General features: G+C 37.4%; 20 protein-coding genes. 5 read left to right on the top strand and 15 right to left on the bottom strand.

Going from position 1 to position 23,516, the window contains the following annotated elements:
* Positions 1-18 precede the first annotated feature (18 nt).
* The gene (locus CAO17_RS17880; protein ID WP_085993919.1) at positions 19-1,044 is read left to right on the top strand and encodes an LLM class flavin-dependent oxidoreductase; all 1,026 of its coding nucleotides are present in this window, start codon (positions 19-21) and stop codon (positions 1,042-1,044) included.
* Between the two features lie 62 nt (positions 1,045-1,106).
* Here the strand turns inward: CAO17_RS17880 and CAO17_RS17875 are convergent, their stop codons facing one another.
* From CAO17_RS17875 to CAO17_RS17855, 5 genes are all read right to left on the bottom strand, one after another.
* Positions 1,107-1,895, bottom strand: coding sequence for a carbon-nitrogen family hydrolase (locus tag CAO17_RS17875; RefSeq protein ID WP_085993918.1), 789 nt, complete (start codon positions 1,893-1,895; stop codon positions 1,107-1,109).
* Positions 1,896-1,930: 35 nt separating this feature from the next.
* Positions 1,931-2,530, bottom strand: a complete 600-nt coding sequence (locus CAO17_RS17870) for a response regulator transcription factor (RefSeq protein WP_085993917.1) — start codon at positions 2,528-2,530, stop codon at positions 1,931-1,933.
* On the bottom strand, positions 2,527-3,660 hold the full coding sequence (locus tag CAO17_RS17865; protein ID WP_085993916.1) for a sensor histidine kinase: 1,134 nt from the start codon (positions 3,658-3,660) through the stop codon (positions 2,527-2,529). The genes CAO17_RS17870 and CAO17_RS17865 overlap by 4 nt, the downstream gene beginning before the upstream one ends.
* Positions 3,661-3,777: 117 nt before the next feature.
* Positions 3,778-4,830 (bottom strand): Delta(5) desaturase DesA, encoded by a 1,053-nt coding sequence (gene desA / locus CAO17_RS17860; RefSeq protein WP_085993915.1) that lies wholly within the window; start codon positions 4,828-4,830, stop codon positions 3,778-3,780.
* 218 nt (positions 4,831-5,048) lie between these two features.
* Positions 5,049-5,729, bottom strand: a complete 681-nt coding sequence (locus CAO17_RS17855) for a phosphoribosylaminoimidazolesuccinocarboxamide synthase (protein WP_085993914.1) — start codon at positions 5,727-5,729, stop codon at positions 5,049-5,051.
* Positions 5,730-5,977: 248 nt separating this feature from the next.
* Between CAO17_RS17855 and CAO17_RS17850 the strand changes: the two genes are divergently transcribed.
* Positions 5,978-6,592 (top strand): NUDIX hydrolase, encoded by a 615-nt coding sequence (locus CAO17_RS17850; protein ID WP_085993913.1) that lies wholly within the window; start codon positions 5,978-5,980, stop codon positions 6,590-6,592.
* A 90-nt stretch (positions 6,593-6,682) separates the two neighbouring features.
* Here the strand turns inward: CAO17_RS17850 and CAO17_RS17845 are convergent, their stop codons facing one another.
* On the bottom strand, positions 6,683-8,608 hold the full coding sequence (locus CAO17_RS17845) for an ATP-dependent DNA helicase (RefSeq protein WP_085993912.1): 1,926 nt from the start codon (positions 8,606-8,608) through the stop codon (positions 6,683-6,685).
* 369 nt (positions 8,609-8,977) lie between these two features.
* Between CAO17_RS17845 and CAO17_RS17840 the strand changes: the two genes are divergently transcribed.
* On the top strand, positions 8,978-10,204 hold the full coding sequence (locus CAO17_RS17840) for an MFS transporter (protein WP_085993911.1): 1,227 nt from the start codon (positions 8,978-8,980) through the stop codon (positions 10,202-10,204).
* Positions 10,205-10,666: 462 nt separating this feature from the next.
* Here the strand turns inward: CAO17_RS17840 and scpC are convergent, their stop codons facing one another.
* Both scpC and CAO17_RS17830 read right to left on the bottom strand, forming a co-directional pair.
* Complete coding sequence (scpC, locus tag CAO17_RS17835; protein WP_085993910.1) at positions 10,667-12,178, bottom strand: succinyl-CoA:acetate CoA-transferase ScpC; 1,512 nt, start codon at positions 12,176-12,178, stop codon at positions 10,667-10,669.
* A gap of 157 nt (positions 12,179-12,335) precedes the next feature.
* Complete coding sequence (locus CAO17_RS17830) at positions 12,336-12,980, bottom strand: LytTR family DNA-binding domain-containing protein (protein ID WP_085993909.1); 645 nt, start codon at positions 12,978-12,980, stop codon at positions 12,336-12,338.
* A 248-nt stretch (positions 12,981-13,228) separates the two neighbouring features.
* On the opposite strand from CAO17_RS17830, the gene CAO17_RS17825 reads away from it, so the two are divergent.
* Positions 13,229-14,290: an NAD(P)/FAD-dependent oxidoreductase gene (locus CAO17_RS17825; RefSeq protein WP_085993908.1), complete on the top strand. Its 1,062-nt coding sequence runs from the start codon at positions 13,229-13,231 to the stop codon at positions 14,288-14,290.
* Between the two features lie 415 nt (positions 14,291-14,705).
* Here the strand turns inward: CAO17_RS17825 and argH are convergent, their stop codons facing one another.
* The 3 genes from argH to CAO17_RS17810 all read right to left on the bottom strand — a co-directional run bounded on the left by argH (position 14,706) and on the right by CAO17_RS17810 (position 18,304).
* Entirely contained in the window at positions 14,706-16,133 is a 1,428-nt protein-coding gene (gene argH / locus CAO17_RS17820) for an argininosuccinate lyase (protein ID WP_085993907.1), read from the bottom strand.
* A complete protein-coding gene (locus tag CAO17_RS17815) occupies positions 16,130-17,386 on the bottom strand; it encodes an argininosuccinate synthase (protein WP_085993906.1) in 1,257 nt (418 codons plus the stop codon). Before CAO17_RS17815 ends, argH begins: the two co-directional genes overlap by 4 nt.
* A gap of 270 nt (positions 17,387-17,656) precedes the next feature.
* The gene (locus CAO17_RS17810) at positions 17,657-18,304 is read right to left on the bottom strand and encodes an SDR family oxidoreductase (RefSeq protein ID WP_085993905.1); all 648 of its coding nucleotides are present in this window, start codon (positions 18,302-18,304) and stop codon (positions 17,657-17,659) included.
* A gap of 505 nt (positions 18,305-18,809) precedes the next feature.
* Here CAO17_RS17810 and CAO17_RS17805 point away from each other — a divergent pair.
* Positions 18,810-19,334 carry a GtrA family protein gene (locus CAO17_RS17805; RefSeq protein WP_085993904.1) on the top strand — a complete coding sequence of 175 codons (525 nt, stop codon included), beginning with the start codon at positions 18,810-18,812 and terminating at the stop codon, positions 19,332-19,334.
* Positions 19,335-19,480: 146 nt separating this feature from the next.
* Here the strand turns inward: CAO17_RS17805 and pstB are convergent, their stop codons facing one another.
* The 4 genes from pstB to CAO17_RS17785 all read right to left on the bottom strand — a co-directional run bounded on the left by pstB (position 19,481) and on the right by CAO17_RS17785 (position 23,307).
* Positions 19,481-20,323 (bottom strand): phosphate ABC transporter ATP-binding protein PstB, encoded by an 843-nt coding sequence (gene pstB / locus CAO17_RS17800; RefSeq protein ID WP_245831866.1) that lies wholly within the window; start codon positions 20,321-20,323, stop codon positions 19,481-19,483.
* Between the two features lie 40 nt (positions 20,324-20,363).
* Positions 20,364-21,251: a phosphate ABC transporter permease PstA gene (gene pstA / locus CAO17_RS17795; RefSeq protein WP_085993903.1), complete on the bottom strand. Its 888-nt coding sequence runs from the start codon at positions 21,249-21,251 to the stop codon at positions 20,364-20,366.
* A complete protein-coding gene (gene pstC, locus CAO17_RS17790; protein ID WP_085993902.1) occupies positions 21,251-22,207 on the bottom strand; it encodes a phosphate ABC transporter permease subunit PstC in 957 nt (318 codons plus the stop codon). The genes pstA and pstC overlap by 1 nt, the downstream gene beginning before the upstream one ends.
* 98 nt (positions 22,208-22,305) lie before the next feature.
* Positions 22,306-23,307 carry a PstS family phosphate ABC transporter substrate-binding protein gene (locus tag CAO17_RS17785; protein ID WP_085993901.1) on the bottom strand — a complete coding sequence of 334 codons (1,002 nt, stop codon included), beginning with the start codon at positions 23,305-23,307 and terminating at the stop codon, positions 22,306-22,308.
* Between the last annotated feature and the right edge of the window lie 209 nt (positions 23,308-23,516).

Here is a 23,516-nt window from a genome sequence, read left to right as displayed (position 1 = left end):
TTATAAGGAGTGACCAAAATGGCTAAACATACACATGATAAAGCAAGAAGGTTTAACAGTATTCCTTTATCCATACTTGATTTAGCGCCTATTATCGAAGGAAGTACTGCTAGTGACTCATTCAAGGAAAGTGTAAAATTAGCACAGCATGCTGAAAAATGGGGATTTAATCGTTATTGGCTGGCAGAACATCACAACATGCCAGGAATTGCAAGTTCCGCAACATCTGTTCTGATCGGACATATTGCAGAGAAGACCAATTATATGCGTATCGGGTCTGGAGGGGTTATGTTACCTAACCATGCTACGATTGTCATTGCTGAACAATTCGGTACATTGGAATCCCTATTCCCTGGACGGATTGATCTTGGATTAGGTCGTGCACCAGGAACCGACCAGGCAACCTCATATGCCTTAAGACGCACTTTACATATGGGACCTGAGGATTTCCCAATGCAAGTAAATGAATTACAAGATTACTTTAAAGATAAGCCTACATCGCGTGTGCGGGCAATACCTGGCCAAGGACTTGATATTCCAATCTGGCTTCTAGGTTCCAGTGATTTCAGTGCAAGACTTTCCGCTGAAAAAGGACTGTACTTTTCTTTTGCTAGTCATTTTGCACCTCAATACCTATTACATGCATTAAAACTATACCGTGACAATTTCAAGCCTTCTGAAGCGCTTGATAGACCATATGCGATGGTTGGTGTGAACGTTATTGCTGCTGATACCGATGAAAAGGCTAAAATGATTGCTTCCTCACACCAAATGCAATTTTTAAATATACGTAAAGGGATTTCATCTAAATTGCAACCACCTGTTGAAAACATGGATGAAATTTGGACACCATTGGAAAAAGCAGCAGTAGAGGAATCACTAGACCCGAACACCACTATTGTTGGTGGACCTGAAACAGTGAAAAGAAAGCTAGAGAAAATTCAAGAAGTAACCCAAGCAGATGAGCTTATCATCAGTTCGCAAATCTATCATCTTGAAGATCGACTGCGTTCCTATGAAATCATTTCTGAATTAATGGATTAACCAAAAAGCACTAAAAAGCTGATGAACAAAAGTAACCCCATTGTCCATCAGCTTAACATTCTCTACGTGTATAACTCCGGTCTACGGCTCGAGAATATCGGAACGTCTTTTCTAATTTGGGGGACCTTTTCAAGAGAAAGGGATGCAACGACAGTTTCCTCTTTGTTTTCACTCCCTACTTTTAAAATATCCCCCCATGGATTAATCACCATGGATGTACCGGCAAAGTCTTCTCCATCATATTCTCCCATCTGATTACAAGAAACTACATAAAATTGATTTTCAATTGCACGAGCAATTTGTAATGCTTTCCAATGCTCTTTTCTGACGGTTGGCCATTCCGCAACAACATATAAAATCTGTGCACCATCCAGTGCTAAACTTCTGGCTAGCTCAGGAAAACGTAAATCATAGCAGATGATGATTCCCATTTTTACACCATCTAGTTCAAATACCTCTGCCTTCTTTTTACCACCGGTCAAATATTTGGGTTCATCTAACATTGGTACAAGATGGGCCTTGTCATAGGTGTAAACGACTTCTCCACTACGATTAACAACAATACTCGTATTATAAAAGGCGCCATCTTTTTTATTGGCAAAAGAACCACCAATAATATTTATTTCATAGGTCTTCGCTAAATCCTGTAAAAAGGATGACGTAGGTTCCCCGTCCTTATCTGCAAGTTGTTCTAGTTCCGGCAAGGTATAGGCAGTCGTCCACATTTCTGGAAGGACCACACTATCTGGATTTTCCCGCTTAACCGTTTCCTTTACCCATGCTTCTACTTTATTTCTATTTTCCTCCGGCTTCCCAGCAACAATATCCATCTGATAAATAGCATGTTTCATAACTATTCCTCCCCATCCTTACTTTATCATTTAAGTTAATTAAACCATCCCTTTTCCTTAAACCGTGCGATGGCCTCAATTCGATTGCTGACATTCAATTTATCCAATATAACAGATACATAATTGCGAACGGTACCAGTAGTGAGGAATAACTGATTAGCAATTTCTTTCGTGTTCTTCCCATCTGCAATTAATTTAATGACTTGCTCTTCTCTTTCTGTAAGAGGGTTCTCCTCCTCAAAAGCCATATCAACTAACTCAGGTGCATATACTTTTCTTCCATCCATAATCACTCGAATGGAATTAGCCAATTCCTCACTAGGGCTATCTTTTAATAAATAACCATTTATTTTTGCTTTTCTTGCACGATCAAAATAACCGGACCGCGCAAATGTTGTTAAAATAATCACTTTACAAGGATCTTTAATCAATTCTTCTGCTGCATCTAATCCACTTTTAACGGGCATCTCAATATCCATAATACAAACATCTGGCTGAAGCTGATGAACCAGCTTCAATGCTTCTTCACCATTTTTTGCCTTGCCTACAACTTCCATATCTGGTTCTAAATTGAGGAGAGCTCCAAGGGCACCAAGTAGCATTCCTTGATCTTCCGCAATGACAATACGAATCATAATACCTCCTCCTGTTTGGTTTGTCCGATTATTTTAGGCACCTGAATAGTAACCACCGTGCCCTCTAACGCTTCCACTTCCAAATTCCCATTCACAAATTCTAATCTTTCCCTCATACCACGTAGCCCATTTCCAATCGAATTTTCATGCCTTTTCATTCCAATTCCATTATCCCATACGGTAATCGTTATTTCACTTTGTGACTGTATAATGGATATTTTACAAACTGTTGCCTCACTATGTTTGACGACATTCGTTACCGCTTCCTTTAAACACATACTTAGTACATTTTCAACTAATAAAGGAGTATCTGATAAATGTGGACTTCCACTAATAGAATCATCAATCTGCGCAGCCCGAAGTACTTGCTGAATATGAACCAACTCATCCTCTAACTTATTATTTTTCATTGTGGAAACAATCTCCCTTACCTCTTTCAAAGCTGTCCTTGCCGTATGGTGGATGTCCGTTATTTCCCTTTTGGCATTATCCAAATCATGATCAATCAACTTCCCTGCAAGATCACTCTTCAAGCCGATCAAAGATAACTTCTGTCCTAGCGTATCATGCAAATCACGTGCAATCCGTTGACGTTCCTCTGCTACTAATAATTCGGAGATTCGTTCATTTGCATCTTGTAATTTATTTTCAAGCATCTCCTGCTTATTTCGATTATACATATTAAACGGCAAAAGAATGACACCAATAATACTGACAATTATGAAGGGTAACTGTGTCAATAAAGTTGATGTTTGCAATGCAAACCCAATTATAACTGCTGCAAGTGTTGTAACTAGATGTACGATATAGAGCGTAATAAATCCTGCTCTATGCTGAATATTTCCAATAAAAAAGGCTAGAAATAAGGAAAAATATGCATATCCAAAATACAAGGTCATTCCTATGCTAATAGCCATTTGGATTCCAACAGACACATATACGGTCCATCCCTTTTTGATGAATGCCAGCCGATAAGTAGTAAAAAATATGCCAACCATCAAAAGGCCAATTGAAATTTCCACCCATTGAGCGGTCCTGAATATAAAATAAAATGGGAGAACACAGAAAATAATCCATGCATATAAACTAAGTCCTGTGTTTTTCGGAAAAAGCTGATACCAATTTTGCATATTTGTACCTCAATTCCATTTAATTGCGTTCGTTTTTAATAAGTATAACAGATTTTATGATGTTTTTATGATGTACTATAAAAGAACCCTTCACATTCTGATGAAGGGTTCTGCTTGTTATTCTTCTTGAAATTTTGCTCCGCTCATTTTGATTTTTATATTTAATCTCTCTTGCTTTTGCATGGCTTTATACTCTTTAAAGCTTACAAAACTACGACTTGCTTCGTCGTATAGACGGAAGCGAATCGATTGTAAGCTGGTTTTCAATGTAATGGTTGTTGCGTTCTGTAATGGCGGTGTCGATTCATGTGCTTTTTCTAGCTGATAGTTCGGAACTCTTGGGCTTAAGTGATGCACATGATGGAATCCAATATTCCCTGTCAACCATTGTAATACTTTCGGAAGTTTATAATACGAGCTGCCATCAACAGCCGCCTTCACGTAATCCCACTTTTCCTCATTCTCAAAGTAGGAATCCTCAAATTGATGCTGAACATAAAAAAGCCAAATACCTAAAGAGCCAGCAACAAATAATATGGGAAGTTGAATAAGTAATAATGCTTGCCACCCAATAGCCCCTATTAATATTGCATAAATGACAACAATGGATACATTGATGAGATAAGTATTGAGGCGCTCTTTACGTTTCGCTCCTTTACGATTAAAACGGTTCGATAGTAAGAAAAGATAAAGTGGACCTAATCCAAACATGATGAATGGGTTGCGGTACAATCGATAAGCAAGTTTCCCCCAAAAAGATGCCTCTGTATACTCATCCACCGTCATTACCCATACATCACCGGTTCCCCTCTTATCTAAGTTACTACTAGTTGCATGGTGAATCGCATGATCTCGTTTCCATTTTTCAAAAGCAAAATGCGTGATAATTCCCGAAATCGTTCCTAATACACGATTGGCTTTACCACTTTTAAAAAAGGACATATGTGTACAGTCATGGAAAATAATAAAGATTCGAACGACAAACCCTGCTGCTGCTATAGAGAAAGGCAGGCTTAACCAAAAGGAAACGGATAGACTTTGGTATGCCAAGAACCAAAGAAGGAAAAATGGCAGAAAGGAATTAAGGATTTGAATGACACTTACTTTTGTATCGGATGTTGCAAACGGTGCAACGCTTTTTCGTAATTGTGCTTGTTTTTGTTTACTCATATTATCCTCCTAAATAGTACTTTACCTAATTACTATTTAGTTTAAAAAGAATGGGCAAAAAATATAAGTCATAAACGTCAAGAATTCAACATGACAACTGTCACATAGAAGGCCATTTTTTGATGTACATACCATATTTTTCCAAATTGTTACGTCAAAAAAACCGTAACTCTATTGAATTACGGTTTTCCTTCAAACTATAATGATTAAACCATCCTTTAATCTAACATTAGCTTTTCTAATTCCAATGGTTCAATGTATTGTTCACTTTTATACGCACGCATATTTCCACCGGAGATTTCATCAATTAAGATAATCTCGTTATTCTTATTTCTACCAAATTCTAATTTAATATCATATAGCTCGATATCTTTTTTCGCTAATTCATCTTTGACTACCTGAGCTATTTCCTTTGTAAGGTTTTCCAAGACTTCATATTCTTCTTTCGTTAGGATTCCTAGCATATCTAAAGCATCACGTCCAATAGGTGGATCGTTTCTCTCATCATCCTTCAATGTTACTTCAACAAATGAATCAAGTGCTTGTCCTTCTTTTGCATATTTACCATAGCGTCTTAAAAAGCTTCCTACCGCTCGGAAACGACAAATTACTTCCAATCCCTCTCCAAACACTGTTGCAGGAGTAACCTTCATTTCCTGCTGTTCTATATTCGCATCTACATAATGCGTAGGGATTTCTTTTTCCTTAAGCTTTTCAAAGAAAAATTGTGTTAGTTTCAACCCAGCTTTACCTGCTCCTTCAATAGATAGTCCGACTGAATTAGCTCCTGGGTCAAATACACCGTTTTCCCCTGTAACATCATCTTTAAATTTTAATAGGTAATTCCCATCTTTTAATTCGTACACATCTTTTGTCTTACCAGAGTATAAATGTTTCAACTAAGGCACCTCTTTACCTCTAAGTTAGCATTGATAGTAATCTTTTTTTATTATTACATAGGTTTTGCTATATGTCACTGGTATTTTTAGACTTTTTTAACTTAAACATCTATTTCTTATGCCCAAGTATATAAATCGTATTTCTCCTATATGTTCTTATATTCTCTATCATTCTATCATATCAATCATGTTTTTAACGTATATTCTGTATAATAGACAGTAACCATTAGACCATTGGAGGTGGCAAAATGAAGATATCCGACGTCATTCAGAAATTAGAAGGTCGTACACCTTCCATTCTGGGAGAAGAAAATTATTTTAAATCAGCTGTGCTGCTTCCGCTTGTTGAAATCGAGAACAAGACACATGTTTTATTTGAGGTACGATCAATAAAGCTACGTACACAACCAGGTGATATCTGTTTTCCGGGCGGAAGGATTGATAACGAAGATAAAACTCCCAAACACTGTGCTATCCGAGAAACATCAGAAGAACTAGGAATTGGCGAGACAGATATAGAAAACGTTATTCCACTAGATTATGTTGCTACCGATATGGGGAGAATGATTTATCCTTATGTTGGTTATATCAAACATCCAGAAGCTATTGTTCCTAACGAAGATGAGGTAGGGGAAGTCTTTACCATTCCATTAGATTATCTCATTCAAACTGTACCAGAGGTGTACAAGGTTCATTTTAAGGTTGTTCCAGAGGATAACTTCCCATTCGATTTAATTAGTGGTGGGGAAAACTATGAATGGCAAATGCGGCATATTAACGAACTCTTTTACAAATATGAAGACAGGGCTGTCTGGGGATTAACCGCAAAAATACTAAACCATTTCCTAACACTTATTAAATAAGTCCACTCCCCAAGTTCTGTTGGATTATGTTAAAAACGAATAAAACGAGCATTTTCATTTGAATGCTCGTTTTATGATTCATTGAATTATCTATTCCATTTTCATTTCAACTGGAAGTACCTCAGATATAACATCCTTATACCGTTCCAATTCCATTTCACTCAGCCATATATGCACTTTTCCATGGTCCTCTCTCGTACGAATCAAGCGTCCCATACCCTGTCTTAGTCTTAATAACATATATGGTAAATCCACTTCTCTTTCCGGATTATCAGCATGTTTACGCTTAGCCTTGAAAACCGGGTCGTTTGGAGGAAATGGAAGAGAAGACAGGATAACTTGGGTTAATGCCCCTCCAGGAACATCCAACCCTTCCCACAAATGATACGCACATAAAACAGTCCCCTCATCCAATTGAAACCTTCTTACCGTTTCACTAATTTCTTGATCCCCTTCAAAAAGAATAGGAAATGAATATTCCTCTTGAATCACCGTTTCTCGGAATTGCTCCATTTCTTCTTTTGATGAAAATAACACTAGACTGCGACCATTATTTTCACGGAGCATATCTGACATTTTAGTCCACTTCTGCTCTTGATCGATATGCCCTATCATCTCCATTTGCTTTTCATAATGAAATGGGGAATCAACAGAAAATGAATCAAACTTTTCGATACCTAGACTATTAGCAATATAGGAAAAATTACTGTTTTGCGATAAAGTAGCTGAAGAAAAGATAAATGGAATATCCTTAGAAAATACCTCTTTCTTCAAAACATCCTCCACCAAGCGTGGCATAATGACAAGGCTCGTCGTATTCTCACTCATCTCTAACCAGTATATCCCTTCATTGTCTTTTAACAGAATCGATAACCCATTTAAATAAAATTCCAGGTATTCTTCCATGATTTTTATGTAGTATCCATCTATCGTAAATAATTCAGAATCAAACACAAGCTCCTCTAATAGTTTATTCACCTTTTCATAAAGCTTTTCAATTAAATGGATGACTTCTTTTGTTAAAGTAATTTCCCGACGGTTTGAACCCTCCACAACACAAGATACATCTGTAAGGATATCAAATAAATCATCATTTACCATCAAAATATCCTCTACCAACAGAAGTGATTCTTCCCGCACATCTTGTCCCATAAAGCCTGTTAAGACTTTTGTTAGCGTATCGAGATTATATCGGTAGGTTAAAGCCTTTTGTGCAGCAAATTCCAGCAAATGGCCCTCATCGAAAATAACCGAGCTTGCCTCTGGTAATAAAGGCATTTGACCTTCTCGCTTCCGTGATTCCTTTGTCCAAATATGTTCCATATAAAAATCATGAGAGCAAACGATTATATCGCTAGCATGTCGGTAATATTCACGATTTAATGTTTGCCCGCTACGATGGCGCCATTCACATGTGGAACACTGCTGCAGTGGATCCCATGCTATTTTCTCCCATGTTTCATTGGAAACCCAGGGATATTCCTTCCGATCGCCATATCGTTCAAATTTCTTCACTTGACTCCCTGGATGAAAAACAAAATCAGGTATAGCATCATATACCTTTGAAATATCTGAATCACTTGTTTTATCCGTCAAAGCATCCAATTTCCGAACACAAACGTATTGTTCCCGGGATTTCGCTAGCCGAACATCTATCTTAATATCTAATGCATTTTCAAGCTTTTCTATATCTCCATCCTTTTTGACAAGTTGTTCAATCAATGTTTCATCCGCACAAGAAATAATCGCCGGTCTTCCTTTATATCGTGCGTAACATAATGCGTATAGCAGGTAGACGAAGGTTTTTCCAGTACCTACCCCTGCTTCAGCAAAAATGGTTCGTTTATTTTTGAACGCCTGTTCCAACTGGAATGCCATATAAATCTGCTCATCCCGTAATTCATATCCTTGTTCAGGTAATATGTCATAAAAAACATCCCCGACATAGTCACCTAATCGTTCGAAAAAGTTCTCCGTTTTTGAAACAGTAAATGGCAGTGAATTTCTTCTTGTCATCATTAACTCCTCTTCCATTTCGTTGACTTAAATTATAATCGTAGCATGATTTATTAAAATGTGGTAATCAAACGAATAGTAAAAGCTATTATATGAAAGTCCACTCGCTTAAGGTAGACTTTCTCTATTTATCAGTGTTCCCTCTCGGTTATCAGCTCTCCCCCTGGTTTATCGGCATTCCCCACGTTTATCAGCTCTCCTACTGATTTACCCTTTTGCACATCCTATTAAAAAATTCAAAGCAATAAACTGACTAATTTTACGATTAAATCCATTGTAAAAAATCATTGATAATTATTTTTCTAGTTGTACAATGGGAGATATAGTATTATTTAAATATTTTTAAAAATAGGGAAAGAAGGGAATGTATTGGAAAACGCCCTTAAGAATGAAACACAGGCTCAATCCAGTAATCAAACCGTCTATTCTATTTTATTTATTATTGGATTATGCCATTTATTAAACGATTCTCTACAAGCGGTTATCCCAGCTATGTTTCCTATCTTGGAAAATTCCTTAGGGCTAACATTCACACAGCTTGGGCTCATTACATTTACATTGAATATGGTCGCTTCTGTGATGCAGCCTGTAATCGGTATGTATACTGATAAACGTCCAATGCCATATGCATTGCCTATTGGTCTTACAAGCAGCATGTTGGGAATGCTAGGATTAGCTTTAGCTCCTAATTTCTGGCTCATTCTTGTTAGTGTTATTTTTATTGGATTTGGATCTGCTACTTTTCATCCTGAAGGGTCACGTGTTGCATACTTAGCAGCTGGAAATAAACGAGGATTAGCCCAATCCATCTACCAAGTTGGGGGAAACTCCGGTCAAGCCTTAGCACCTGTTATAACAGCATTGGTTCTTGTACCACTGGGGCAGTTCGGAGCCATCTGGTTTACTATTATTGCTGCCATTGCCGTTTGTTTTCTAACCTATATCGCCAAATGGTATAATATTCAAATTAAGGCATTTCAACGTATGAAAAAAACAAATCATGCCACCAAAGTGAACCCGGATTTATCTAAATCCATTAAAGCTGCCTTAACGGTTCTTGTTTTCATCGTATTTGCACGTTCCTGGTATGCTGCAGCTATTTCAAACTTCTATGCCTTTTATGCAATTGAAAACTATAAACTTTCCATTTCAACATCTCAAGTATACATATTTACATTTCTAGCGATGGGGGCAGTTGGAACATTTTTGGGTGGCCCATTAGCAGACCGATTTGGAAAAAGGAATATTATTTTATTCTCACTAATAGGAGCCGCACCATTAGCTCTATTGCTGCCATATGTTGGCCCCATCGTCGCTATTATTTTACTCGCTATTATTGGGCTTATTTTAATGTCCAGCTTTTCTGTTACCGTTGTTTATGCTCAAGAACTAAGCCCAAATAAAATAGGCACTATGTCTGGATTAATCGTCGGGTTAGCATTTGGAATGGGGGCGGTTGGATCTGTTGCACTTGGCTCATTGATTGACTGGTTCGGCTTAACACCGACAATGATCACTATTTCATTGTTGCCTTTATTAGGCTTCTTAACCTATTTACTACCAACTGATGGGAAAATTAGAGAATGGTATCAGTAATTTAATTTTTTATAGGGGCTGGAACAAGAGTATTTGTCAATACAAATCCGAACATAATCGGTACGAAAAGCCGCTCCGAAAATATGTGGCGCACCTTAAGGCTGATGTTGGGCCAATTTCCCTTCTATTGGGGTTATATGCCAACGTTCGGATAAAATCCTCTGCTCCAGCACCATTAGATTAGACGTTTAAAACATCCAAACAAAAAACCGATGCTCCCTCCCCCAAGAGAACATCGGCCTTCTCGTATATTAAACCCCTTTTGATTATAAAAGAACTTGAGTTAAAGCATAACGGACAAACGACTTAGACATCTAATTCGTTATGCTCTACCAAATTCTAAGGCGATATGTTATTTCGTTAACACCTCTTCGCCTATCCTTTAATGGTATGCTGCCCCGCATATTCTTTTTAACAAATTTTCACAAAGTCCTGTTCATCCCCTTTTAGACTATACTAGACCTACTGACGCACAACTTGGCGCATGGTACCATGTTCTTTAAAATTAGTGTGCCATGCGAATGCTTTTTCTAACACATGCGGAGTCTGCCCACCCCGTTCAAGTGCTTCTTTATAATAATCCCATAACTGCTCACGGTACATTGGATGTGCACAATTCTCGATGATGAGTGGTACACGTTCTCTAGGTGCTAATCCCCGTAAGTCAGCATAGCCCTGCTCTGTAACAACTACATCCACATCATGTTCAGTATGATCCACATGGGAAACAAATGGAACAATACTAGAAATATCCCCATCTTTTGCAATCGACTTCGTTACGAAGATTCCGAGTCTAGAGTTACGTGCAAAATCACCAGATCCCCCAATACCATTCATCATCTTCGTTCCACTAACATGAGTAGAATTGACATTTCCATAAATATCAAATTCTAATGCCGTGTTAATAGCAATTATCCCGAGTCGACGGATAATTTCAGGCTGATTAGATATTTCTTGTGGTCTTAGAACTAATTTATTGCGGTATTTCTCAAAGTTATTAAACACTTGCTTCATTTTTTCCTCTGACAGCGTGATAGAGCATGCGGAAGCAAAGTTAACTTTCCCTGCATCCATTAGATCAAACACCGCATCCTGAAGTACTTCTGAATATACAACAAGGTCGTTAAATTCTGAATCAATCATGCCATGTAATACTGCATTAGCAACAGAGCCAATTCCAGATTGTAGTGGCATTAGGCTTTCTGTTAACCTACCAGACTTCACTTCTTCTCGTAAGAAATTTAATAGATGATTGGCCATCATTTTTGTTTCTTCATCCGGTTGAACGATTGTAGATGCTGAATCCACTTGATGTGTAAATACAACCCCTTTTACTTTATTTAAATCAATTGGAATACCAATTTCCCCAATACGTTGATCTGCTTTTGTTAGTGGAATCGGTTCACGCTCCCCTTGTTTACTAGGGCTATATAAATCATGGACCCCCTCTAAAGTTTGTGGTTGTGCTGTATTGACTTCAATAATAATATTCTCAGCAAATTCCGCAAAAGCTTGGGAGTTCCCGACAGACGTACTAGGTATTAATAAACCGTCCTCCGTCACAGAAATCGCTTCCAAAATTGCAAAATCAATTGTTTCCATAACATCCGCTCTAAGAATCTCAGCTGTATGAGATAAGTGCTGGTCCACAAATAAATGTTCCCCTGTATTAATCTTCTTTCTCATAATTGGCTCTGCTTGAAATGGAAGTCGCTTATGAACAATTCCAGCTTCTGCAAACATTTTATCAATATCTGAACCCAAGGATGCACCAGTAAAGACGTTTACCTTAAACTGCTCACCCTCTTCTGCCCTTTTAACGAGTGCAGTTGGTACCGCTTTCGCATCACCTGCACGAGTAAAACCACTTAAGCCCAATGTCATACCATGTTTAATCCATGATGCTGCCTCTTCAGCAGAAACGACACGTTCTCGTAACTGAGGGGCTTTTAAAAGTTCTATTTTCTCCTCCATGTAATAAATCCCCCTTATACATAGACTTATATTATTTATTATAAGCGATAAGCGGGAATTATCGGAAAACTCGGAGTGAAAGACAAGAATATTGTCTAACTGCATCAAAAAGTGGGTTAATCCAGAAAATTTCTGGCTCTTTAGCTATCACTTCTGTTTAAAAACCTAATAACTTGCGAAAATAGCTGGAATAAGATTGGCTAACAGGAACCTTTGCACCACTATCCATCTCCAATATAAAAGTAGAATGGATGTCAGGAAAAATGTGCTTGATATAATTCACATTAACAATGAAGGAGCGATGGCACCGTATAAAATATTTCCTCGGTAAAATATACTCAAACTCCTGTAGAGGGTCAGAGTGGCTTCCAACATGCTCTTCTGTAAAAACATGCGTTTTACGGTCCTTTGTTTCTAAAAACCTTATTTCTTGGAAAGGTATGGGTTCCCAGCCATCACTTTTCTTAATGGTAACTACAGACTTTCCATCTGTATAAGCCGGATATATTGCCAAAACACATCCTACCAGTTTATGATTATCATGGAAAGGTACAGCCATCCCATGATACGGGATGCCGTATATATTTCGATGGATAAATTCTGAGACCTTTTGACCTGTTGTTATCGCCTTATGGGCAATGGTTCCTTCTTTAATAGGATCCCCTGGTTTTATTTTGAGATCAATTCGCTTACTTCTACGGTAATATATATACTCCGACCTATCAGCAACAGCAATAGATATCTCACCAGAAAAAAGCTCACCCATCACATCTAAAAGGGAAGGAAAAGAAAGATTCTGCATAAAGTCCCCTCCTTTTAAGTATAGGTGCATTCTAAAAGCTCCCTATCCTTTTATTTTTACGCCAAATTAGGACGTTGAATACTACATACTATTTCCCTTAACGGTATATACTAATTTTCCCATTTAGTATAGCAAGAAATAAAAGCTTCGACAAATTTCGGGGAGTGACAGTCATCCCCACTTCTGATAATCTATAAATGGTATCATATTGATGGTGTTTTAATTATGGGATTATGGGGGTATTTTACATGAAAAGGCTTGTCATTCTTGGTGGGGGTTATGGCGGTATAAAGGTACTTAATGGTATATTAAATTACCAATTACCAGAGGATCTTCAGATAATTGTAGTTGACCGCAATCCATTTCGTTCACTTAAGACAGAATTTTACGCAATTGCTGCAAGCACTTCCGCAGAAACCGATGTGCGTGTTGCGTTTCCTGATGATGAACGTGTCACATATCTGTTTCGGGAAATTACGAAGATTGATACAGAAAAACAACAAATTCAATTTAAAGAGGAAGAAGATATTCTTCCATTTGATTATTTAATTATCGGCCTTGGTTGTGAAGATAGTTATCACGGGATTCCAGGGGCCAAGGAATATACAGAGAGTGTTCAAACATTTGCTAAAGCACGTCAGGCAGGGCTAGCCGTATCGAACTTGAAAGCATATGGAAAAGTATCCATTGTTGGAGCAGGACTTAGCGGCATTGAAGTTGCGTCAGAAATTAGAGAAAGTAGACCAGACTTAAATATCAGACTGCTAGACCGTGGTCCAACTGTGCTCAAAGCATTCGATTCCAAAATTCAGGAATATGTTGAAAAATGGTTTGTAGCTAATAATGTAGATGTCATTCACCATTCCAATGTAGAATATGTGGAAAAAGATGGCGTGTGTAATAATGGGGTTTGTTATCTGAATGATGTTACGATCTGGACAGCTGGTGTTCAACCTAATTATTTAATTAGAGAACTGCCATTTAAAAAAGATCGCCACCAAAAGATTATCACAAATGCATACTATCAAGTTCCAGAACAACCGAACATTTATGTGTTGGGGGACTGTGTTTCTTCCGAGCACTCACCTAGTGCTCAGCTTGCCATGCAACAGGGAGAACAAATTGCTGAAATATTATTGTCAGTCCTTCATGATAAGCAGCCGAAAAAACCTAAAGAAATTAAGCTAAAAGGAACATTAGGGTCCTTAGGTAAAAGTGATGGATTCGGTAATATGATGAAATATCCGATGATAGGATTTCTACCTAGGTTAGCTAAATCAGGGGTGCTTTGGTTAAGCAAACGTCACTAAAAACAAATATCGTACGATCATTCTTAAAGGGACCGCGCAAAATATCATTCCGCGTTCCTTTTTTTAATTAATGCGTGTTCCATTTAAAGAGAGCACATCCGTCGATCCATAGTCTTCTCCCTTACCCACGTTCCTCTATACTTACCAGCGTCCCTATCCAGTCGCCATTATTTACAATACCTTCATCATCCTCTTGCAGTAACTTAATAAATTTTCAGTATACTTATAACTGAATACGTGCTGGAGGTGCAAAAGGATGAGATTTCTGTTCAAACTTTGCGTAAGTTTCATTTTTGCTCTGCTCTGGTTCTTCTGAAACCCTCGTTACTATCCAATTAGATAAGTCTCACAACACAGCACATTATCTTACATAAAAAAGCCCCCGGACGAATCCGTGAGCCTTATCTATCACTTCTCAATTATTCAGATTCCCATTTATTAAATTCCCTTGATGCTCTATCCAATCCTCTGTAGCATTCATAAATCCAACTGCTGTTTCTATCTGTTCTTCTACCCTATTTTTGGCTGTACCTCCTGCTACGTTTCTAGCATTTACAACCGTTTCTGGAGTTAGTGCATCAAAGATGTCGTCCTCTATTAGCTCAGTAAATGATTGAAATTCCTCAACAGTTACATCCAGTAAATACTTATTATGTTTAATGCAATGTAGAACAACTTGACCAACAACAGCATGTGATTCCCTAAAAGGCATTCCTTTTCCTACAAGGTAATCCGCTAAATCTGTTGCATTAGAAAAGTCTTCACGTACTGCATTATACATATTCTCTTTCTTTACTTGCATCGTTTCAATCATTGGTGCAAACAGTGCTAAGGCACCTTTTATGGTCTCTACCGTATCAAACATACCTTCTTTATCTTCTTGCATATCTTTATTATAGGCTAGTGGTAATCCCTTTAAAGTTGTCAGCATGCCCATTAAATGTCCATACACACGTCCAGTTTTTCCACGAACCAGTTCTGCTACATCTGGGTTCTTTTTCTGTGGCATCATGCTACTTCCGGTTGAAAAGGCATCATCCAATTCCACAAAACTAAATTCGGCACTCGACCATTGCACAATCTCCTCGCAAAGTCTAGATAAATGCGTAGAAATAAGGGATGCATTGGCTAAAAATTCTACAACAAAATCACGATCACTTACAGCATCTAAACTGTTTTCGCTAATTCCTTCAAACCCTAATTGATCCGCTACTAATTCTCGATCAATCGGAAAAGTTGTGCCAGCTAATGCCCCCGCACCTAGTGGTGATTTATTTACTCGTTTAAAGCTTCCCGTTAAACGTTCCACATCACGTTGGAACATGAATACATATGCCATCATATGATGTCCAAATAATACAGGCTGTGCCCGCTGCAGATGAGTGTAACCTGGCATAACCGTATCTAAATTTGCTTTTGCTTGATTTAATAGGGATTGCTGAACCTTTACAAGAAGCTCTGTTAAATCAACGAGAGCCTCTCTTAGGTAAAGCCGCATGTCTAATGCAACCTGGTCATTTCTACTACGTCCAGTATGTAGTTTCCCACCTACTGGCCCAACTTCCTCCAACAAAAGCTTTTCAACGTTCATATGAATATCTTCATTTTCCGCTGATAATTCTGCTTCTCCACTTTCAATTTTCTTGGCTACATTCCTTAAACCTTCCGCAATTTTATCCGCATCTTCTGCTGGAATAATCTCACAGACCTTTAACATTTCTACATGGGCGAGACTTCCCTGAATATCGTATTTTGCTAGTTTTTTATCAAAGTAAATCGATGCAGTGTATTCATCTACTAGTTCATTTGTTGGTTTAGTAAATCGTCCGCCCCATAGTTTCACGATTTAACAGCATCCTTTACTTCTAATTTTACTTTTTCCGTAGATTTGAATGTTGCTTGAGTTTTATTCACGGATGAATGAACTTTTGTTGGTAATCCCCATAGTTTGATAAATCCTAATGCTGCTTCATGATCAAACGAATCTTCTTTGTTATACGTTGCAAGATCAAAGTCATAAAGTGAATTAGCGGATTCACGTCCAATTACTTGTGCCTGACCTTTATAAAGTTTCACTTTCACTGTACCATTCACATGTTGTTGCGTTTCTTTTACAAACGCCTGAAGTGCTGCAGTCAATGGAGAATACCACTGGCCATAATAAACAGCCTGTGCAAACTTTTGCTCGACAACTGGCTTAAATTCTGCAACCTCTCTTGGTAGAGTTAACGCCTCTATCTCTTGGTGTGCAGAAATCAACGTCATTGCAGCAGGAGCTTCATAAATTTCACGAGATTTGATACCTACTAAACGGTTCTCCACGTGGTCAATACGTCCAACCCCATGCTTACCAGCAATTTCATTTAACTCTAAAATTAACTCGTCTAGTGGAAGTGCTTTTCCATCAAGTGATACAGGTTTTCCTTTTTCAAAGGTAATTTGAACAACCTGTGGCTCATCTGGAGCATCCACTGGATCCTGTGTTAATTCATATGCTTCTTTTGGTGGTTCTGCCCAAGGGTCTTCTAACACACCACATTCATTACTACGTCCCCATAGATTTTGGTCAATACTGAATGGATTATCTAAATCAATTGGAATTGGAATTCCATGATCTTTTGCATATTCAATTTCTTCCTCACGGGACATTGCCCACTCACGTACAGGAGCAACGATTTTAAGATTAGGATTTAAGGCTGTAAAGGAAACATCGAAACGAACCTGGTCATTTCCTTTACCTGTACATCCGTGTGCAACAGCAACCGCACCTTCTTCTTCCGCAATATCCACTAGAATTTTAGAAATCAACGGACGTGATAATGCTGAAATTAATGGATATTTTCCTTCATATAATAAATTAGCTTGTAATGCCGGTAATACAAATTCCTCTGAATATAGATTTTTGGCATCTATTACATATGATTTAATTGCACCAACATCAATTGCCTTTTTCTTTACGAAGTCAAGGTCTTTTCCTTCCCCAACATCAAGCGCTACTGCAATAACATCGTAATTATATTTATCTTGTAACCATTTAATTGCTACAGAAGTATCAAGTCCACCTGAATATGCTAAAACAATTTTATCCTTCATCAATGATTTCCCCTCTCGAATATGTCCTATTAATGAATTATTATGCATCATTATGCATAATAATTCAAGTGTTTTTTTAAATTTTTTATTTATTTTTTCTATTTTAGCCTTTAAAGGTAAATTAATATAACGTCCATTCTATGATAGAGGCTTTTATGGAGATTACAATGCAACCTATTATTACCAGCTTTTGTCAACAAAATAGACGCATATATCCGATCAGATACTAAAAAAATGAGCTCTCCATCATGAAAGAGCTCATTTTACTTCTAATTATAAACTTTTTAACGCTTTATCAATTACACTTTCCCCAGACATTAAATCAAATGAGCGTTTAAACGTGTTCTCATTGTCTAATGTAGCTATAACTGTTTTAGCAACATCTTCACGAGGAATTGTACCTGCTTCTAAATCTTCTGCGACTTTTACATTTTCCGTACCGGGTTCATTTAATAACCCACCAGGTCGAACAATCGTGTAATTTAGATTACTTGCAGTTAGCATGCGATCCGCATAGTGTTTAGCTACCATATATGGTTTGATTGGGCTATCCTTCCAGCTATCACGGTTATGTGCTTGAACGGCACTTACGATAACATAACGATTAGCTCCAACCTTTTCTGCTGCTTCCATTGATTTTACAGCACCATCTAAGTCGACAAGCAATGTTTTATCTGGACCAGTCTTTCCACCAGAACCAGCAGAGAAAATAACAGCATCACAACCATTCATAGCAGCTGCTAGTTCATCCACACTACCTTCTAAATTTGCAACAACCGCATCCACACCAGACTCTTTTAACGCAGCAGCTTGTTCTTCACTCCGTACCATTGCCTTTAATGTATGTTTTTGACTATCCTGAAGCAATTTTACCAAATGCTTCCCAATTTGCCCATTCGCACCAATTAAAAACACCTTCACCTGTCCAAAACCCCTTTCCTATTCTCCATATCTTTTATTGTTCCAAAAAGGGGGGGAATTAGCAAAATTATTGCCTTGAATGATAATAGCGATAAGTAGGAAAGACATTGATTAAGACTGTTTTGGTAATTTGTATTTTTTGTGTGTTGTACCAGCAAGAAAATGCACAGCACCTTTAGTGCGCCTAATGTATTTCCGCAAAGGTATTCATCCTCTAATCATCCCCAGCAGGTTACTTGCCATTCTATAAATGATATGCATCAATCAACTCTCTTGTCCTTCACCCAATGTGGATATCAGTATTTAATTGTCTATGATTATTACTTTGACAATGTTGAAAAAAGGTAAAATTTTCTTCGTCATCTCGTTATACTTAACCAGATATGATAAACTTAAAAAGGATGGCTTTAGTGGGGTAATAAATTCTTTACAAAAAGACAAAATAATACTACTAAAAGCGTTTTAGTTTTCCATTACTTTATTTAGAATTTAGGTGCTATGGATAATGCCACAACTAAAAAATCGCGAGCTAATCATACAAATTATCCAATTCAGCCTCATTGGCGGTCTCAATGCGTTAATTGATATTGGCTCATTAAACTTACTTTTATTTCTTTGGCCAACAGAAAATAGCTTATTTTTATTATTATTTAATACGATTGCATACATCCTTGCCATAACAAATAGCTACCTATGGAATTCCAATTGGACCTTCCGTAAAACTTCCACGAAAAATAAAAAAGAAGCCGTTTACTTTCTCATACAGGCTGTGGTTAGTTTAATTATTAGTAATATTGTTTTCGTAGGAGGCTCCTTTATATTGGGAATTTTACCTGTCCCAACTATTGCAGAGCAAAACATTGCAAAAGGTGCTGCCATGGTAATTTCCTCTGCAGCAAGCTTTATCTTTATGCGTTATTTTGTGTTCCAAAAAAACAGAAAAAAACTAAATATCAACAAGGTCAATTTGAGAAGACATCATCCTTCCATCAGACAAAGTAAAAAAGCTAAGCTAGATTCTTATAAATAACAATAGTATCAGAATGCTCAAGCAAAAAGCCCACCATTTTTTGGTGGACTTTTTGCTTGAATGAAAAACATTTTTTACTCTATTTTAGATGGTATTAGCTTATATTTTCCAACCTTTCATACTCATCCGGTCTTCATCACCCTAATTTAACCAAATCTTCCTGATATATAATCTTCTGTTCGACTATCATTCGGATTCGTGAAGATAGAGTCTGTGTTATTGTATTCCACAACCTCTCCATCTAGGAAAAAGGCTGTTCTATCTGAAATTCTGGCAGCTTGTTGCATATTGTGCGTTACAATAATAATGGAAAATTCGTTTTTCAATTCCTGAACCAATTCTTCAATTTTTAATGTCGATTTAGGATCCAATGCAGAAGTTGGCTCGTCCATTAAAATAACATCTGGTTGAACAGCAAGAGCTCTCGCAATACAAAGACGCTGCTGTTGTCCACCTGAAAGTCCATATGCATTTTCATTCAAACGATCCTTTACTTCATCCCAAATATATGCTCCACGCAAGCTTCTCTCCACAATTTCATCTAAGATCTTCTTATTACGAATCCCATGAATTTTAGGCCCATATGCAATGTTTTCATAGATGGACTTTGGAAAAGGATTTGGCTTTTGAAAAACCATTCCTACCTGTGTCCGTAAATCCTCAACCTTAAAGGATTTATCTAAGATGTTCTTCCCTTTATAAGAAATACTTCCAGTTGTTCGAACACCTGGTACTAATTCCACCATGCGATTTAGAGTTTTTATATAGGTTGACTTACCACAACCAGATGGGCCGATAATCGCTGTAACTTCCTTCTCATGAATATCTAAATTAATATTCTTTAATGCATGGGTATCTGAATACCATAGATTTAAATCCACTGTATCATAAACGACACTACTCGCTTCCACACTTGTAGCACTTATTGTCTTTCCAGTTGTATTCGTTTGAAGCTGTGCACCCATTTTATCATTTATAAGAGTATTCATTTTTCCACTCCTTAATAATTATGCCTTCTAAAAATTTTATTTAATAACGCTGTTGAAATTTGTTTCGAATAAACACCGCTACTGAATTTAAGATGAATAATAATAATAATAGAACTACGATAGTTGCAGCAGCTAGATTTGCATATTCTGCTACCAACGAAGAATCCAATGTCCAATAATAGATTTGCATTGGTAATACTGTGAATGTGTCAAACAAACCATTCGGGAAAGGAATAAGTAATGCAGGTATTCCTAACACAGTTAATGGAGCTGTCTCCCCAATAGCACGTGACAATGCCAAAATTGATCCCGTTAAAATACTTGGTAATGCTGCAGGTAAAATCACTCTTCTAATGGTTTGCCATTTTGTAGCCCCTAGCCCATACGATGCTTCAGAAAGATGAGCTGGAACTGCCCGTAATGCCTCTTGAGCCGACACGATTAGGATAGGCAATACGAGAAGTGACAATGTTAATCCACCGGCTAATACAACATTTCCAAAGTCCATTAAACGAACAAATACCGTTAAACCTAAGAGACCATACACGATAGAGGGTACTCCTGCTAAATTAGAGATATTGGTTTCAATAAAGGTTTGAAATTTACCCTTCTTCGCATACAATTCTAAATATATTGCCGTCCCTACCCCAATAATTAATGTAACAGGGATAACAACAAGCATGACCCAAACCGTACCAAGCAGTGCACCCATAATTCCCGCACGCTCAGCACTTGTAGAAAGTCTTCCAGTTAGGAAGTCTAAATCAATCCAGCTAGCACCTTGTGAAACTACTCTTATAATTAAAACGGCGAGGACAAGTAAGCCAAATAAAGTAGATAGGAGGAAAATAGATCTCCAGATTAAATTTTTCCGAATGCGAGCATTCATTCTGCGTTTTAGTTGTGTAGCATCGACTTGTTTAATCATTAATATTCCTCCCTAAACTTACGAGAGATGTAACGCGCAAGTAAATTCATGATTAACGTAAAAACAAATAGTGTTAATGCAACAGCATATAAACTATAATATATCGTCGATCCAGCAGGGGCTTCCCCACCAGAGACTTCAACAATATATGCAGTCATGGTTTGCATTGATTGTGTAATGTCAAACGTAAAGTTTTTAGAGCTTCCACTAGCAATCGTTACAATCATTGTTTCTCCAATTGCACGGGAAATACCAAGGACAAAGGATGCAATAATTCCAGAAAACGCTGCTGGAATGACTACTTTAAAGGTTGTTTCCAATTTCGTTGCTCCCATCGCAAGTGAGCCTTCCCTCATTGCATTTGGTACAGAATTCATAGCATCCTCCGAAAGTGATGCTATCATTGGAATAATCATAACCCCCATGACAAGCCCAGGACTTAAAATGTTAGTCGCACCCACTTCAGGCCAAATCGAACGAATAAGAGGTGTAACAAATGTAAACGCAAAAAATCCATAAACAATCGTCGGAATACCAGCTAAAATTTCTAATAATGGCTTTAATACTTTCCTTACACTATCTGATGCATACTCACTTAAATAAATCGCGGACATGAGACCAATTGGCCCTGCAACTAGCATTGCAATAACCGTTGAAAAAAGTGTTCCAGTGATTAGAGGCAATATACCAAACTCCGGGGTTTGACTTAATGGTTTTAAAACTGTACCAGTGAAGAACTCCCAAATGGGTACTCGTTTGAAGAACTCAATAGCTTCACTTAATAACGTAAATAGAATACCTAAGGTTGTTAAAATAGTAATGGATGCCAGAAGAAATAAGATGGTAGGAATCAGTTTTTCTGTTATATTGGATATACTTTTTTTCTTCTTATTCTGTGCTATCATTTCACTGACGTTTACTGTTTTCTCATGCTTTGCTTCGTTGCTATTTAGCATTATCCTTGTGACTCCTTCCGAGACTTATAACCCAAACATAAGATGAGAGCTTCGGGGCCCTCATCTTATGAAAGTTTCAAAGTTTCATTGTTTCCATATTATTGAATAGATTGAAGCTCTTCTAGTTGTGCCTGAGCTTCTTCCTCAGGAATTGGTGCGAAACCAGATTCTCCTGCAAAATCATTCATGTTTTCAAGTACATACGTTGCATAATCAAAAACTTGGGCTTTTTCTTTTGCATTATTTACATTTAAGTAAGTGAATACTGGACGAGTGAAATTAGCATAAGGACCTTCTTCATCGATAGTTTCTAGAGATGGAACCACTGGTCCTTCACCAAAGTCGATTTCTACAGCTTGTACTTGGTCTTTGTTACTGTCATAGTAACCAAATCCGAAGAAACCAATCGCATTCTTATCTTCAGCTACTAATGTAACAAGTGTTGAATATTCTTGTTGAAGGTTGATGTCACTAACTAAATCTTGTTCTTCTAAGATAGTTTCATAGAAGAATTCATACGTACCATGGTTTTCATTTGGACCATACGTTTGAATTTTTTCGTCAGGCCATTCTGGATTAATATCAGACCATTTTGTATATTCACCTAAGAAAATTCCTTTTACTTGATCTTCTGTTAATTCTGTTGCCCAATCATTTTCAGGGTTAACAACAATAGTTAAACCGTCTAATGCAACTTTTAATTCCATTACTTCAATACCTAACTCATCTGCTTTTGCTTGTTCTTCTTCTTTAATTTGACGAGATGCATCATTGAAATCTGTACCATCTTCTGCTAGGAATTTTTGAAAACCAGCACTTGTTCCTGCACGACTTACTTCAACAGATACATTTGGTTGTTCATTAATCATATATTCTTCAGCTAATCTTGCCATTAACGGATAAACTGTACCAGATCCATCAATTACAACACTTCCTTCAAGTTCTTCTGAAGCTTCTTCCGTCTCTCCATCTGCTTGTTCACCTGAAGTATTATCTTCTGAGCCTTCTGTACTACCCTCTTCTGTTCCCCCACCACATGCTACAAGTACGACAGCAATCATAGCTACGACTAGTAACATCAGATACTTTTTGAAATTCATCCTACAAGTCCTCCCCGAATATGAACTTTAAATTTATTAACGAGTTTTCCCCGTTACAATTCATAGTATAGTGGTTCAATGTAAAGGGAGTATGATGTGCATGTTAAGATTTTGTAAATTTGATTATTTTGTCTTAGGAATTTATAAAGAAAAATGTCAAACGACCATGAATAATTGTTTTTTCTGTCAACAAATTGGGAAGTATGAAC

The sequence above is a fragment of the Oceanobacillus senegalensis genome, assembly GCF_900176885.1.
GTDB lineage: Bacteria > Bacillota > Bacilli > Bacillales > Amphibacillaceae > Oceanobacillus > Oceanobacillus senegalensis.
Note: the sequence above shows the minus strand (reverse complement) of the source record. Positions and strands in the feature narration are given on the sequence as shown.

Excerpts from the sequence above, each read along its gene's own strand:
- pstA (WP_085993903.1), bottom strand. The coding sequence starts at position 21,251 with ATGATTAAACAAGTCGATGCTACACAACTAAAACGCAGAATGAATGCT.
- CAO17_RS17825 (WP_085993908.1), top strand. The coding sequence starts at position 13,229 with ATGAAAAGGCTTGTCATTCTTGGTGGGGGTTATGGCGGTATAAAGGTA.
- desA (WP_085993915.1), bottom strand. The coding sequence starts at position 4,830 with ATGAGTAAACAAAAACAAGCACAATTACGAAAAAGCGTTGCACCGTTT.
- CAO17_RS17845 (WP_085993912.1), bottom strand. The coding sequence starts at position 8,608 with ATGACAAGAAGAAATTCACTGCCATTTACTGTTTCAAAAACGGAGAAC.
- scpC (WP_085993910.1), bottom strand. The coding sequence starts at position 12,178 with ATGGAGGAGAAAATAGAACTTTTAAAAGCCCCTCAGTTACGAGAACGT.
- CAO17_RS17870 (WP_085993917.1), bottom strand. The coding sequence starts at position 2,530 with ATGATTCGTATTGTCATTGCGGAAGATCAAGGAATGCTACTTGGTGCC.
- CAO17_RS17785 (WP_085993901.1), bottom strand. The coding sequence starts at position 23,307 with ATGAATTTCAAAAAGTATCTGATGTTACTAGTCGTAGCTATGATTGCT.
- CAO17_RS17850 (WP_085993913.1), top strand. The coding sequence starts at position 5,978 with ATGAAGATATCCGACGTCATTCAGAAATTAGAAGGTCGTACACCTTCC.
- pstC (WP_085993902.1), bottom strand. The coding sequence starts at position 22,207 with ATGCTAAATAGCAACGAAGCAAAGCATGAGAAAACAGTAAACGTCAGT.
- CAO17_RS17875 (WP_085993918.1), bottom strand. The coding sequence starts at position 1,895 with ATGAAACATGCTATTTATCAGATGGATATTGTTGCTGGGAAGCCGGAG.
- CAO17_RS17830 (WP_085993909.1), bottom strand. The coding sequence starts at position 12,980 with ATGCAGAATCTTTCTTTTCCTTCCCTTTTAGATGTGATGGGTGAGCTT.
- CAO17_RS17805 (WP_085993904.1), top strand. The coding sequence starts at position 18,810 with ATGCCACAACTAAAAAATCGCGAGCTAATCATACAAATTATCCAATTC.
- pstB (WP_245831866.1), bottom strand. The coding sequence starts at position 20,323 with ATGAATACTCTTATAAATGATAAAATGGGTGCACAGCTTCAAACGAAT.
- CAO17_RS17880 (WP_085993919.1), top strand. The coding sequence starts at position 19 with ATGGCTAAACATACACATGATAAAGCAAGAAGGTTTAACAGTATTCCT.
- CAO17_RS17865 (WP_085993916.1), bottom strand. The coding sequence starts at position 3,660 with ATGCAAAATTGGTATCAGCTTTTTCCGAAAAACACAGGACTTAGTTTA.